This is a genomic window from Synechocystis sp. PCC 6803 substr. PCC-P, assembly GCF_000284455.1.
Taxonomy (GTDB): Bacteria; Cyanobacteriota; Cyanobacteriia; order Cyanobacteriales; family Microcystaceae; genus Synechocystis.
Window position 1 is genome coordinate 1,634,100 of the sequence record NC_017039.1, and the last position, 14,369, is coordinate 1,648,468.

Below are 14,369 nucleotides of genomic sequence, written 5' to 3' on the forward strand. Positions count from 1 at the left end.
ATGAACTCTGTAAAAATTGCGGCCCTTGTTCCCATGCGCCATGACAGTGAGCGAGTCATCGGCAAAAACTATCGTTCTTTTGGCGGCAAACCCCTTTACCATCACATTGTTCAAGCACTACTCGACTGCCCTGAAATCGAACAGGTCTGTATTGACACTGACAGCCCCTTTATCCTCGACGATGCCCCCCAACAGTTTCCCAAAGTGCAGTGCTTAGTGCGTCCTGAACCTCTACGCTCAGGCATGACCTCCATGAATGCGGTTTTGGCTAACACCCTTGCACAGATTGACGCCGATTTATATCTACAAACCCACAGCACCAATCCTTTGCTGAAATCCAGCACCATCAGCCAAGCCATTCAGCAATTATTGAATTCTCCCCAATATGACAGTTTATTTGGCGTTACCCGTCTGCAAACTCGCCTCTACGACGCCAATGGTAATGCCGTTAACCATGACCCCGACATTTTGCTAAGAACCCAAGACTTACCCCCAATTTACGAAGAAAATTCCAACCTTTATTTATTTACCAAAGACGTCTTTACCCAACGACAAAACCGCATTGGCAATCATCCCATTCTGTTTGAAATTGACCGGGATGAAGCCTGGGATATTGATGAAGAAGTGGACTTCCGCATTGCCGAAATGATGTATTTTTACCAACAAGAAAAATCATGAAATGGAAAGTTTTAGTAACCTGTCCCCCCATGCTCCATACCCTAGAGCATTGTCAAACCCGATTCGAGCAAGAACAGTTAGACGTGGTTGCCCCAACCATTACCCAACAGTTATCCGAAGCTGAACTCTGTGAACAAATTGCCGATTTTGATGGGGTAATCGCCGGGGATGATCCCTTTACCGCAAGAGTGTTAACTATCGGCAAACAAGGCAAACTAAAAGCACTGGCCAAATGGGGCATTGGCGTTGATGCTATCGATTTAGCCGCCGCAAAACAGTTGGGAATTTTGACATCCAATACCCCCAATGTCTTTGGTGATGAAGTGGCCGACGTGGCGATCGGTTACCTAATTCTCTTGGCAAGGGAATTGCACTGCATTGATCAAGCCGTTCGGCAAGGGGAATGGTTGAAGATTCGCGGCCACTCCCTCCGGGGTAAAACAGCCGGCATTATCGGGGTAGGCAGTATTGGTCAGGCGATCGCCGTTCGTTTACAAAGTATGGGGCTGAAATTGTTAGGCTATGACCCACATCCCATTAGCGCCGACTTCTGTGAGCAAACTGGATTGCATCCTGTACCGCTGCAAGATGTATTACAACAGGCGGATTGTTTGTTTTTAGCCTGTAATCTTACCCCAGATAACTTTCACCTCCTGAATGCAGATACCTTTGACCAGATGAAACCCGGCGTTTGGCTCATTAACGTTGCCAGGGGAGGATTAGTGGATCAAGCAGCACTCATAGAAACATTGCAAACTGGAAAAGTCGCTAAGGCAGCCCTAGACGTGTTTGAGCAAGAACCCTTGGCGGCCGACAGTCCCTTAACCCAACTGCCCCAGGTAATTCTGGGATCTCATAATGGTTCTAATACCCGAGAGGCAGTTCTCAAGGTGAATCAGTTGGCCATTGATAATTTGGTGCGGGACTTACAACGAGCAACATCGGGAGACTAACCATGAAACCAGTTGTTCTTATCACCGGTATTGCTGGGGGGATCGGTCAGGCGACAGCCGAACTTTTTGCCCAACAAGGTTGGCTCGTGACGGGAATTGATCGTCAAGCTGACCCAAAATGCCCTTATATTGACCACTATCAACAAGCTGATTGCGGCGATCCTAAAGCCCTTGCGGCTGCCTTTGACAATTTGGTCGGGGAAACCCAAAATCTCCATAGTTTGATTAATAATGTCGCCCTGCAAATTTGTCAGCCAATTCTCGAAACCTCCCTAGACGATTGGGATCAAGTAATGGCGGTTAATCTCCGGGCCGCGTTTCTTTTGGCAAAAATGTCTCACCCATATCTCCAACAAACCCACGGGAGTATCGTTAACATTAGTTCAGTTCATGCGCTGGCGACCTCCGCCAATATTGCTTCCTATGCCGCCTCTAAAGGTGGGTTAATTGCCTTGACCCGAGCCATGGCGATCGAATGGGCCGCTGATCAGATTCGAGTTAATGCCCTATTACCGGGGGCCGTAAATACCCCCATGCTGAGGGAGGGTTTGAGTCGTGGTCATTTGGTGGAACAATCCCCCCAGCATCAACTCCAAGAATTAGGGTCTAAAACTGTGATGGGTCGTGTCGGGCAACCGTCTGAAATCGCTCAGGCGATCGCCTTTTTAGCGGACAATGAGCAATCTAGCTTCATGACTGGGCAAACTATAACTATTGACGGCGGGGCGATCGCACGCCTCAGCACCGAGTAACTTGTTTCCGAGCTCAATTCCATGACGAAAAACACAACCGTAGAGCGTTTGCCAGACGCTAATCCTTATCGGTATGGTTTAGCAGAAATTTGGCGCAGACTTAAATGGGATCTGACTCCTGAATCATGGCGATCACGCCACAGACTTAAGCAGTATGAAAATCAATATGTAGGTCAAAAAGCTGTCATTGTTTGTAATGGCCCCAGCTTGTTACAAACAGATTTTTCATTGCTTAAAAATATTTATACTTTTGGTCTAAACAAAATCAACTTACTTTTTGATAAATCTGATTTTCGCCCATCTTGTATTGTTGCGGTAAACCCCTTGGTAATCGAGCAAAATGCAAGTTTTTATAACAACACCACAATCCCCCTTTTCATCAACAGTAAGCACACATCCCTGATTAAACCTAGAGAAAACATTATTTTCCTTCACTCAACAGAACAAATTAAATTTGCTCAAGATTGTTCAATCAGCTTATTTCATGGATCAACTGTAACCTTTGTCGCTATGCAGTTGGCATTTTATTTTGGATTTTCAAAAGTTGCTCTTATTGGATGCGATCACTCATTTAGAATGACAGGTTTACCTAATGAACAAGTCACTACGGAGCAAGAAGACCCCAATCATTTTGACCCTAAATATTTTGCAAATGGTGTTCAGTGGCACTTGCCAGACCTCTTAGGAAGTGAAGTAGGATATACTATGGCTAAGTTTCATTTTGAACACAATAATCGAGCAATTTACAATGCGACAGAAGGTGGAAAGCTAGAAATTTTTCCTCGATTGTCGCTTACAGATTTCATAGACTTGTAATTCAGAAAAACTAATTGAATTTCCACATTTATCTTAATACAAAGAATTAGTAGATTCCCAAGATACCTAGCGTAAACTTCTCAATTGAAGACAAAGAATATTATTAATTCATGTTTTTCATGCAAAATACTAAGTCTATTTATATTATCATTCCAGTTCATAATCGTCGAGAAGTTACATTACAATGCTTGACAACTCTAAAGCTTAACGAGGATTTAGATCAGTATAGGATTGTTGTTGTTGATGACGACTCAACCGATGGCACAAGAGAAGCTGTTAACGCTCAGTTTCCACAGGTAATTGTTTTAGAAGGAGATGGTAATTTATGGTGGACAGGAGCAGTCAAGATGGGAATGAAATACGCCTACGAACAGGGTGGTGAATTATTTATCTTGCTCAATGATGATTGTTATCCTCAAATGGGAACTATTTCTAAATTACTAAAAAAAATCGACGAAAATCCTAATTCAGTTATTGGCGTTCAATGCCTTGATCCAAAAAGCAAAGAACCAAGCTATGGCGGAATCCTTACAAATAATAATAAATTACAAGTCGTGAAAATTTTCCATACTTTTAATAGCATGACTGATTGCGACGCTTTAAATGGTAATTTGCTGGCAATTCCTCGTAATATTGTTGATAAAGTTGGCTTTCCTGATGCAAAACGATTTCCTCATCATTTTGGAGATTTTGTTTACACTAATCGAATCAAAAAAGAAGGCTATAAACTTTTTTTATGTAATGATATAGTGGCGTTATGCGAATACCATTATAATGGCTTGTCAAAAAAGTCCAGCCAGTTTAACCGTTTTCAAGAGCTATTTACTCCTACATCTCAATTTTACTGGAAAACAGAAATGAAGGGTTATATCGAGTTATTTGGTATTAAGGGCATAATTATATATCTACATAAGCGTTGTTTATTGTCCTCATTAAAAGTGATTTTTTTACTTCTCGATCAAAAACTAACTTTGTGATACCCCCTACTACAAATCCCTATTCTATCTCCACCGCATCAAAAGCTTAATCAAAGAAATCGGCAAAACTTGGCTACCCTAGCCCCAATTAACCTTGTCTGGCCCATAATTAAACATAGAACTACATCGATTATGGCTCCTGATGTTAACATCAGAGAGAATAATAGAAACCGCATTCCCTCCTAGTAATCCGTCCGATTATTTTAGCAATCCGGTCTTTGCTGACCTAGGCAAATTAGGAGAACTATTATCATGAATGAGCTATTGGAATTTACATCGCTAGTCTGGACTATCCTAACGTCAGTGGTGCTGAACACCTAGAGCTATTAAATATTCGGGATCAAATTGGAGAAATTGTTAACATATTTAGCCTACGAGAAAAAAGAAAATTACGAGAAGCAGATAAAAAATGTTAATTAACATGGCAACTACTTATCAAAAAATTTCTCGCTTTATTGATTTATCTAACTATCGAAATGAGCATGAGATTTCCCCCCATCAATGGTGGTGGTATTTAGATGTTTTATCCTTTCTTCCTGATGACATTAGCTCCAATGTAGCCTGATCAAAAAAACTTAAAACCTAGACCTTTTAGCATTGGCGATCAGCAAACTCAGTAAAACCTGGCTACCCTAGCTCCAATTAACTCTCCCTGTCCCAAGATTAAGATAGAACTGCTCTCTCGTTTCCCGTCTCATGGCCACCACCCCCCAAGAAGTCTGGCAACTCCTCGGCGAACTTGCCCAGGCCCAAAAAGAAACCGAACGCCTCCTCAAAGAACAGTCCCAAGAAGCGGATCGTCGTTTCCAAGAAACTGAACGACTCTTAAAAGAACAAAGCCAACGCCTACTTGGCCAACTTGGTAACCGCTTGGGAGAGTTTGTCGAATACCAAGTGCGACCTGCCGCCGTTAGACTGTTCCGGGAACGGGGCATTGACGTTCATGAAATTTCCACCGACCTATCCGTTCAAAAAAATGGTCAAGGGCTAGAAATTGATCTGTTAGTAGTTAATGGCAATGAGGCGATCGCCATCGAAGTGAAAAGTAAACTAGACAAGGAAGATGTAGATGAACACCTAGAACGAATGAGTAAATTTAAACGACTCCTACCCCGCTATCAACCTCTCAAAATACTAGGAGCCGTCGCCGCCATGGTAGTGCCCAACCAGATTGCCAGTTACGCCTACCGTAAAGGACTCTTTGTTATTGCCCAATCTGGCGACGATCTGATGATTTTAAATGATGCTAAATTCCGCCCTAAAGCTTGGTAGTCCACCGTCTCAAAATAATGAATTTCCATCTGCCTCAGCTTTTACCCTCGGCGATCGACAAACTCGGCAAAACTTGGTTGCCCTAGCCCGTTCCTACCCAGCCCAGAATGGAAATAGACCTACTGATGGGGGGTTTTCGGTAAAAAAGCTACACTAAACTAAGACTAAGGCTAGGCATCACCATATAACAAAACCAACTTAACTGGAATCACCCAAATTCAGCCCAAATGCTGTAACAACAACCAATAACTAATTTCCTAAAAACGATGATTTCTAACCCTTCTGTCCCAAGCCTTTATGAAGACGATTATGTCGCTTGGTTAGATACTACCCTTAACCAACTTAAAAACCATGACATCGAACAGCTTGACTGGGACAATTTAACTGAGGAAATAGAAGCATTGGGACGGGAACAACGCCACAAAGTCGAAAGTTATTTACTCCGACTACTGATTCATTTACTACTTTATCAATATTGGCACTCTGAAAAAGAATGGTCAGGGAAAGGTTGGGAAAAAGAAATTGATAACTTTCGCTTAGAACTAGATCTACTGCTAGAGTCCAAAGTCCTCTTTAATCATCTCACGACAATTCTGGAGAAGGATTATCAAAAAGCCCGCAAAAGTGCCATTCGCAAATCAAAATTGTCCCCTGAAATATTTCCATTGGCTTGTCCCTATATCCTAGAACAAATCCTCGATCCCGACTGGCTACCTTAACAATTGAAAAAGTCATTTACTCCCATTGAAAAATTGGTACTACGTCAAAGAAAACAACCCTCTCAAAAATCGCCATTTAACTGGACAGGACAACGACTTCAACTCCGGTAAATCAAACAATCCCATCACCTGTTTAAACTCCCGCCAGCGCCGCCGCCGCAATTGTCGCCACGCCCCCGCCAAAATATATTGATGAAAGAATAATCCTTTGCAAAACTCGATATCCCTTGTCGTCAAAATATTTAACTTCTCCAATTCCCCAAACAACCTCAGCAAAATATTCACCGTTTCTCCATGAAATGACCCCATGGTGAGTGCTTGGCCATGTACCCGATAGGCCACCGTGGCTTCCCGACAGCAATACACTCCATACCGGGCAAACAGCCGCATCCACATTTCCAGATCACAGGGTTCCCGCCAGTCCGGATTGAAATAACCCACCTCCGTGAATAAGTCCCGTCTAATTACCATGGCCGGGAAACGGACAAACGAAGAATCTGAAAAAAGCCGTATTAATGCATCGTGGGGGGGCAAAAGTTTATCTTGTCTAAACCCTTGCCGTTTCACGACCCGTTCTTGGGCATCCACCACCCGGACTCCAAATAATAAAACTGGGGATGAGCTCCCCAACTGCCGCAACTTATTGACCAGCAGACCTAATCCCTGGGGCAAAAAAAAGTCATCGTCGTGGAGAACCATCACATATTGCCCCGTTGCCCATTGAATAGCCCGGTTCCAGTTCTGGGCCATGCCCAACGGTTGTTGATGGTGTTCATAGCACCAAGATCCCGACCAATTTTTTAACACCTCACTGGCGATCGCCTGGCCCTGATCAGTGTCGGAATCATCGGTAATTACTATTTCTATATCACTCCCTTCACCCACGGCGATAGACTCCAAACCCCGCTGGAGCCAGTTAGGGCGGTTATAGGCAGGAATACAAATACTTAACAAAGGTGCTTCAAGCATCGCTTTCCTTTTTCCTCGTCCGCCCCATCCATAGCCAAGCTCTCTGAAATTCGGACCAATCTATTGCCGAGATTATGGCCCTAGTCCTGTAGCCAGCGGGCCGCATCCTTAGCATGGTAGGTCAAAATCAAATCTGCCCCGGCCCGTTTAAAGCTGGTGAGGGTTTCCAGGGTAACTTTTTGTTCGTCAATCCAACCGTTTAGGGCGGCCGCCTTCACCATGGAATACTCCCCAGACACGTTATAGGCCGCCACTGGTAAATTGGTCATTTCCTTAATGCGCCAAATAATATCCATATAGGACAAAGCCGGTTTGACCATCACCATATCCGCCCCCTCTAGCAAATCCAACTCCACTTCTTTCAACGCTTCCCGACTATTGCCTGGATCCATTTGGTAGGTCCGGCGATCGCCGAATTGGGGAGAGGAATCCGCCGCATCCCGGAAGGGGCCGTAATAGGCCGAAGCATACTTAGCCGCGTAGGACAGAATGGGAATATTTTGGAAATCATGGTCATCCAAGGCTTCCCGAATCGCCTGGACAAAACCATCCATCATCCCCGAGGGAGCAATGACATCTGCCCCAGCATTAGCTTGGGAAACAGCGGTTTTTTTCAACAATTCCAAGGTGGGGTCGTTCAATACCCGGCCGGTCAAATCCCCCGTTTCCAGATAGCCACAGTGGCCATGGTTGGTATATTCACACAAACAGGTATCGACAATTACCACCAAATCTGGCACCGCTTTTTTCACCGCTTCCGTCGCCTTTTGGACAATGCCGCAATCATGCCAAGCTCCCGTGGCATCGGTATCCTTATCTTCGGGAATACCAAACAGAATAATGGCCGGAATGCCTAAATCCCGTACTTCTTTAGCTTCGTCAACAATTTTATCCACCGACAGTTGGTACACTCCAGGCATGGAAACTACTTCCTTGGCAATGGCATTACCAGGAACGGCAAACAAGGGATAGATCAAATCATTGACGGTGAGGGTATTTTCCCTGACCATGCGGCGAAGAACATCAGTTTGGCGCAGGCGACGGGGACGGATGGTGGGAAACATAATGGTGCCTAAATATTTTGCTTAATGGATTTTTTTAAAGTTTTTAAAGTAAAAGTTCAGCCTTAGGGATTAGTTAGTGCTTGATTAACGTTGCTAATTGACTAGTTTTTGCCCCCAAGAACTGGTTAAGGTGCCAAATTCCGGCAATGGTTTGAAGCAGAATTCGGTCAGCCCTGGGGAAAAGCCTGGCAACCCAACCCAGACCAGTTCTCAGTTAACCTGAAGATGGGTTAGATCAGCTTGACAAACCGCAGACCGTAAAGCAGACCAAGGGTGACCCCGGTAAAAACAGCAATATAACCAATAAAAATGCCTACACCAGCGGCCATAATTTTGTTCCTCGCTTTGATAAAAACGTTGTAATTGTTTGCTATTGTACGATCCAGCGCCACCGATTGAACCAGCAACTTATGGCCACCACTATCCCCGTTCCCCTGCCCCAGTCCCCCTATCAAGTACAGATTGTGCCGGGAGGATTAGCGGCAATTGCCGACCATTTAGCTCCCCTTGGTTTGGGCAAAAAAATTATGGTGGTGTCCAATCCGGAAATTTATGACTACTACGGCGAAGTAGTGATCCAAGCCTTACAAAGGGCTGGCTATGAAGTTTTTCAGCATTTAATTCCCGCTGGGGAAACCCATAAAACCCTGGCTTCCATTAATGAGCTTTACGATGTCGCTTTCCAGGCCAATTTGGAGCGGAATTCCACCCTGCTGTCCCTGGGGGGAGGTGTCATCGGTGATATGACGGGGTTTGGGGCGGCCACTTGGCTCCGGGGCATTAATTTTGTTCAGGTACCCACTTCCTTGCTAGCCATGGTGGATGCTTCCATTGGCGGCAAAACGGGGGTGAACCATCCCCAGGGCAAAAATTTAATTGGTGCTTTTTACCAGCCGCGCTTGGTGTATATTGACCCCGTTGTGTTAAAAACCCTACCGGAACGGGAATTTCGGGCAGGGATGGCGGAGGTAATTAAATACGGAGTGATTTGGGATTCAGAATTATTCACAGCCCTAGAAGAAGCGGAAGATTTGTCTAGCATCGATCGCCTGCCGGACGAATTATTAACCAAAATCATCCAACGTTCCTGCCAAGCTAAAGTGGATGTGGTCAGCCAAGACGAAAAGGAAGCGGGATTACGGGCCATCCTCAACTACGGTCATACTGTCGGCCATGGGGTGGAAAGTCTAACGGGCTATGGAGTGATTAACCACGGGGAAGCAGTGGCCATTGGCATGGAAGCGGCGGCCAAAATTGCCCATTACCTAGGACTTTGTGACCAATCCCTCGGCGATCGCCAACGGCAATTATTGCTTAAAACTAAATTACCCACGGAGATGCCCCCAACCCTGGCGGTGGAGAACTTGCTAGCGAGTTTACTACACGACAAAAAAGTCAAAGCGGGCAAGGTTCGTTTCATTCTCCCCACGGCGATCGGGCAAGTAACTATCAGTGATGCTGTCACCGACGAAGTTATTAAGGCAACCCTAGGCTAATAAGTAAAACTGTAATCCTGGGGGACTGAAGATCAGCCCAAGGTGGGGTTAGGCAATTGTTAAAGATATGTAACAATGTGGCAGAGTCGGCTGGAGATTGAGCCAGTCTGTGCCAACCAATCGCCTTTTTCCCCGCCATGTTCGTTGATTTTTTCATTAAGCGCCCTGTTTTCTCCAGCGTTTGCGCCATCATCATTTTGCTGGTGGGGACGATTAGCATTTTTAGCTTACCGATCGCCCAATTTCCGGAAGTAGCCCCAACCACCATTCAGGTTAGTTCCAACTACAGCGGGGCCAATGCGGAAGTGGTGGAAAGGGCCGTCACCGACATTTTGGAGCGGCAGATCAACGGGGTGCAGGGGATGAGGTACATTTCCTCTACCAGCAGTAACGATGGCACCAGTAGCATCACCGTCACCTTTGACCGGAGCCAGAATAAGGACATTGCCGCCGTCGATGTGCAAAACCGCGTGGCTCTGGCAGAACCGCAACTGCCGGAAGCAGTGAGAAGAACGGGGATCAGGGTTAATAAAGAATCCAACGCCCTACTGTTGGGCATCGGCATCACTAGCCCCGATGGCGAGTACGACAACGTTTTTTTGAGCAACTACGCCGATCGCTATCTGGTGGATCCCATCCGTCGGCTGGAAGGAGTGGGGGATGTACGGATTTTTGGGGAAAGGCTCTATGCCATGCGCCTCTGGGTAGATCCAATGAAATTAGCGGCCCAGCAGTTGACCATGGCGGACCTGAGTCGAGCTTTGCAGGAACAGAATTTACAGGTGGGGGCTGGACAGATTGGAGCAGAACCAGCACCCCCAGGTCAAGAATATCAATTGGACTTGCTCGCCAGTAGTCAATTAGTAGAAGTAAAAGATTTTGAGGACTTAATTGTTAAATCCGGGGCCAGCGGCTCTGTGGTTAGATTCAAAGATATCGGTCGGGTGGAATTGGGGGCCCAAAACTACAATAGTTTTTTACGCTTTCGGGGCGACGAAGCGGTGGGGCTAGGTATTTACCAATTGCTGGATAGTAATGCGTTGGAAGTAGCCCGTTTGGTGAAAGACGAAATGGCCCGTTTGGCTCAAAACTTTCCCGAAGGTATTGAATACAGCGTTGCCTTTGATACCACGGAATTTGTGCAGGAGTCCCTCTCGGAGGTGGTGGAAACCCTGCTCATTGCCGTCGTTCTGGTAATCCTGGTAATTTTGGTCTTTCTGCAAGACTGGCGATCGGCCTTAATTCCCGCTTTAACCATTCCCCTGGCTTTAATTGGTACTTTTGCCTTTGTCAAAGTCTTTAACTTTTCCATTAACAGTTTGACCCTGTTCGGTTTAACTCTGGCAACAGGGTTGGTGGTGGACGATGCCATCATTGTGGTGGAGCAAATTAGCCGTTTTATCAAAGTTAAACACGAAGATCCCCAAGAAGCGGCCCAGGAGGCCATGGGGGAACTGACGGGGGCGGTCATTGCCACTTCTTTGGTATTGATGGCAGTGTTTATTCCAGTGGCCTTTTTTCCTGGAACGACGGGGGCTTTATATCAACAATTTGCCCTTACCATTGCTTTTTCCATTCTTCTATCTACTTTCCTGGCCTTGACGCTGACCCCTTCCCTCTGCGCCCTGTTACTGCGGGAAGGCCAAGAACCACCGGCCTTTATTGCCGGATTTTTCAACTGGTTTAACCGGGTACTAGACATTATCAAAAACGGTTATGGCAATGTGTTGGGCAAATTAGTCAATCTGCGGGCATGGGTAATTGGCGTATTTGTTCTGTTACTTGGGGCCACCGCTTGGTTGTACGTCACTGTGCCCACTGCCTTTTTACCGGAGGAAGACCAGGGTTATTTCATCACCATTATCCAAGCTCCCCAGGGGGTTTCCCTGCAATACACCAGTAGGGTAATGGCCCAGGTGGAAAAGGAATTGCTAGCGGTGCCAGAAGTGACGGCGACCTTTGCAGTGGGAGGATTTAGTTTTAGTGGTAATAGCCCCAACCAAGGGATTATTTTTACCCGGCTCAAACCTTGGGGGGAACGGACTGCTCCTAATCAATCGGTGCAGGCCATCATCGGTCAGATGTTTGGTAAATTTTCCCAAATTCCCGAAGCCAATATCATTCCCATTAACCCACCTCCTATAAGGGGTTTGGGGCAATTTGGTGGGTTTGATTTCCAGTTACAGGATTTACGGGTGAATAGTGAACTGGACACCATGGTGGGCACGATGGGGGAAATCCTGGGGGCGGCCAACCAAAATCCGGCTTTAACCAGGGTATTTAGTACTTTCCAAGCTAATAATCCCCAGTTAATTGTCAATGTCAACCGCAACAAGGCTAAAAGCTTGGGGGTGCCGGTGGACCAAATTTTCCAAACCATGGAAACGGCGTTGGGTTCGAGCTATGTGAACGACTTTGTTCTGCAGGGCCGCACCTATCGGGTTTACCTCCAGGCCGATGAGCAGTTCCGCAGTAGCCCGGAGGATATTAATAGCCTTTATGTTCGCAGTGAGTCCGGCACCATGATTCCCATGGCTAATTTGGTCACTGTGACCCAGGGGGTGGGGGCACCAATTATTACCCATTACAATCTCTTCCGCTCGATCGCCATTACGGGGTCAGCTAACTTTGGGGTGAGTACGGGGCAAGCCATGAATGCCATGGCGGCGATCGCCCGACAGGTCATGCCACCGGGGTTTGATTTCCAATGGTCGGGTATTTCTTTGGAGGAAATGGGTTCCCAGGGCCAGGCTCCCCTAATTTTTGGCTTAGGTTTGCTGTTTGTATTTTTGGTACTGGCGGCTCAGTATGAAAACTACATTGACCCGGTGATTATTCTGCTCAGCGTCCCCCTGGCTATTTTGGGAGCTTTAACGGCCCAAAGTTTACGGGGTTTCCCCAATGACGTGTACTGCCAAATTGGTTTGGTGATGTTGATTGGTCTTTCCAGTAAAAACGCCATTTTAATTGTGGAGTTTGCTAACCAGTTACGGGCGGAGGGTTATCCCATTGCTAAAGCTGCCCTGGAAGCATCAAAGGATCGTCTCCGCCCCATTTTAATGACCGCCCTTTCCACTCTATTTGGTATTTTTCCCTTGGCGATCGCCACTGGTGCGGGGGCCGGTAGTCGGCAAGCATTGGGTACAGCGGTATTTGGCGGGATGTTGGTGGCCACTTTCCTCAGCCTATTTGTAGTGCCAGTTTTATACATTGTGGTCAAAACTATCAGTGGAAGGCTTTTGGCACCCAAATCCACCAACCCCGAGCCTAGCCCCGAAATCGAATCCCACACCCCAGCCCCAGCGTCCCAAAGGAATAGCTAGAATATGTGGGAAGAAAATAAATCTGGTCTTATTGTTACGGCAGGCTTTTTGAGCAGAATTCAGGGTTTAGCCAATGAATCTCGACACCATTCAGCAAGATATTGCAGAACTTCCGCCTGAAGCCCAAGAAATTGTTTTTGACTTAGTCAAGAGTCTTAAAAAAGATCATGTTGCAAATTTGCCGGTCTCTTCCACAGACTGGTCAGATTTTATTGGTTGCATGGATGCAGAATCTGAATCTTTCTAGGAAATATAAAGCTTATTTGCATCACGAATTAGAAAAAAAATATGATCATTGTTGATACTGGCTTTTGGCTTGCCCTAGCTAATAAAAATGATGAGTTTCATATTCCGGCAGTGAATCTGTTTTATTCCCTACAAGACGAGCAGTTTATAACAACTTGGTGTGTTATGACTGAAACTTGCTATCTACTGCAAAATCGGGTTGGAATTCATGCACCGCAGAGATTTATTAGAAAAATTGGCTTAGGAAAACTCAATATCTTTGACATTAAACCTAGCCATTGTTCTCGCATTGAGCAACTTATGACGAAATATCGTGACTTGCTATAGGGCTTCGTGTTTATAATCTAGTTGCTTACCTCTGTATTTGAGCTTCGGAGTTTTTTTATTTCCTCTTTAGAAAAACCCAAAGAATGGAACTGGGATAAGTGTCTTTCTATGAATTTCTGTCCACTGCTTGTTAAAATGTCAATATTTTGATTAAGTAATTTAATATCAGAATTAAGTTCTAGCAAAAAATTATGTGCTGTATTGATTATGTTTGCTAGGCGTTGATCAACTGCATTAATTAAGATTTTTTTTGATAATTCATTATCTCCAAATTCTTTTTCAATACGCATTAAATCCTTCATAGCCTCCTGCATGGCTGCATCCTGTAATTCTTTATATTTTATAGTTCTTTCATATACTAAGTCTTGAGCTTGTTTTCGTAGACCAAGCTGGATGCTCCCAATCATATTAATTGCATCAACATTTAACTGAGTTAGCTCCCGTTGTAGTCGCATCATCGCTTCAGATACGGCTTTCATTCTTTCAAATTCAGAATCTTTTCTGCATTCCTCAATTTCAGCTATTATTCTTACAATTTCAGTTTCTTTCTTTATTTGTAAGTCGATATCTGCTTCTTGCCTTTTTAACTCAAGATTGAGATTATACTCTTTTTCCTTTTGTTTGTTTTCTGCGTCAATGTTTATTTTGCCAATTTCTCTTTGATATTCCCATCTACGTAGAGGCTCACTGGCCCAATCCGTTGCAAGTTTAACTGGCGCGTAAATGATATCATCAAGTTTGTCAAACATTCCAAATATTTTTGATGTAATACCCATT

15 protein-coding genes are annotated in these 14,369 nt (G+C 45.2%); 11 read left to right on the forward strand and 4 right to left on the reverse strand.

Going from position 1 to position 14,369, the window contains the following annotated elements; translation table 11 throughout:
• The 7 genes from SYNPCCP_RS07710 to SYNPCCP_RS07745 all read left to right on the forward strand — a co-directional run bounded on the left by SYNPCCP_RS07710 (position 1) and on the right by SYNPCCP_RS07745 (position 6,167).
• On the forward strand, positions 1–678 hold the full coding sequence (locus tag SYNPCCP_RS07710) for an acylneuraminate cytidylyltransferase family protein (protein ID WP_010872683.1): 678 nt from the start codon (positions 1–3) through the stop codon (positions 676–678).
• A complete protein-coding gene (locus SYNPCCP_RS07715) occupies positions 675–1,631 on the forward strand; it encodes a phosphoglycerate dehydrogenase (RefSeq protein ID WP_010872684.1) in 957 nt (318 codons plus the stop codon). Before SYNPCCP_RS07710 ends, SYNPCCP_RS07715 begins: the two co-directional genes overlap by 4 nt.
• 2 nt (positions 1,632–1,633) lie before the next feature.
• Positions 1,634–2,383: an SDR family NAD(P)-dependent oxidoreductase gene (locus SYNPCCP_RS07720; protein WP_010872685.1), complete on the forward strand. Its 750-nt coding sequence runs from the start codon at positions 1,634–1,636 to the stop codon at positions 2,381–2,383.
• A gap of 21 nt (positions 2,384–2,404) precedes the next feature.
• Positions 2,405–3,199, forward strand: coding sequence for a 6-hydroxymethylpterin diphosphokinase MptE-like protein (locus SYNPCCP_RS07725; protein WP_010872686.1), 795 nt, complete (start codon positions 2,405–2,407; stop codon positions 3,197–3,199).
• A gap of 119 nt (positions 3,200–3,318) precedes the next feature.
• A complete protein-coding gene (locus SYNPCCP_RS07730) occupies positions 3,319–4,176 on the forward strand; it encodes a glycosyltransferase family 2 protein (protein WP_020861766.1) in 858 nt (285 codons plus the stop codon).
• A gap of 696 nt (positions 4,177–4,872) precedes the next feature.
• On the forward strand, positions 4,873–5,448 hold the full coding sequence (locus tag SYNPCCP_RS07740; RefSeq protein ID WP_010872688.1) for a hypothetical protein: 576 nt from the start codon (positions 4,873–4,875) through the stop codon (positions 5,446–5,448).
• 266 nt (positions 5,449–5,714) lie between these two features.
• Positions 5,715–6,167, forward strand: coding sequence for a DUF29 domain-containing protein (locus SYNPCCP_RS07745; protein WP_010872689.1), 453 nt, complete (start codon positions 5,715–5,717; stop codon positions 6,165–6,167).
• Between the two features lie 39 nt (positions 6,168–6,206).
• Here the strand turns inward: SYNPCCP_RS07745 and SYNPCCP_RS07750 are convergent, their stop codons facing one another.
• The 3 genes from SYNPCCP_RS07750 to SYNPCCP_RS07760 form a co-directional block, all read right to left on the reverse strand.
• Positions 6,207–7,136: a glycosyltransferase family 2 protein gene (locus tag SYNPCCP_RS07750; protein ID WP_010872690.1), complete on the reverse strand. Its 930-nt coding sequence runs from the start codon at positions 7,134–7,136 to the stop codon at positions 6,207–6,209.
• Positions 7,137–7,216: 80 nt separating this feature from the next.
• Positions 7,217–8,200, reverse strand: coding sequence for a porphobilinogen synthase (gene hemB, locus SYNPCCP_RS07755; RefSeq protein ID WP_010872691.1), 984 nt, complete (start codon positions 8,198–8,200; stop codon positions 7,217–7,219).
• 230 nt (positions 8,201–8,430) lie between these two features.
• The gene (locus SYNPCCP_RS07760) at positions 8,431–8,529 is read right to left on the reverse strand and encodes a cytochrome b6 (protein ID WP_010872692.1); all 99 of its coding nucleotides are present in this window, start codon (positions 8,527–8,529) and stop codon (positions 8,431–8,433) included.
• Positions 8,530–8,610: 81 nt separating this feature from the next.
• Between SYNPCCP_RS07760 and aroB the strand changes: the two genes are divergently transcribed.
• From aroB to SYNPCCP_RS07780, 4 genes are all read left to right on the forward strand, one after another.
• On the forward strand, positions 8,611–9,696 hold the full coding sequence (aroB, locus tag SYNPCCP_RS07765; protein ID WP_010872693.1) for a 3-dehydroquinate synthase: 1,086 nt from the start codon (positions 8,611–8,613) through the stop codon (positions 9,694–9,696).
• A 137-nt stretch (positions 9,697–9,833) separates the two neighbouring features.
• Positions 9,834–13,019 carry an efflux RND transporter permease subunit gene (locus SYNPCCP_RS07770; protein WP_010872694.1) on the forward strand — a complete coding sequence of 1,062 codons (3,186 nt, stop codon included), beginning with the start codon at positions 9,834–9,836 and terminating at the stop codon, positions 13,017–13,019.
• Between the two features lie 73 nt (positions 13,020–13,092).
• Positions 13,093–13,266, forward strand: a complete 174-nt coding sequence (locus SYNPCCP_RS07775) for a hypothetical protein (protein ID WP_020861768.1) — start codon at positions 13,093–13,095, stop codon at positions 13,264–13,266.
• A gap of 41 nt (positions 13,267–13,307) precedes the next feature.
• Positions 13,308–13,592, forward strand: a complete 285-nt coding sequence (locus SYNPCCP_RS07780; RefSeq protein WP_020861769.1) for a type II toxin-antitoxin system VapC family toxin — start codon at positions 13,308–13,310, stop codon at positions 13,590–13,592.
• Between the two features lie 17 nt (positions 13,593–13,609).
• On the opposite strand, the gene SYNPCCP_RS07785 is transcribed toward SYNPCCP_RS07780, so the two are convergent.
• Positions 13,610–14,368: a hypothetical protein gene (locus tag SYNPCCP_RS07785; protein WP_010872695.1), complete on the reverse strand. Its 759-nt coding sequence runs from the start codon at positions 14,366–14,368 to the stop codon at positions 13,610–13,612.
• Position 14,369 lies beyond the last annotated feature (1 nt).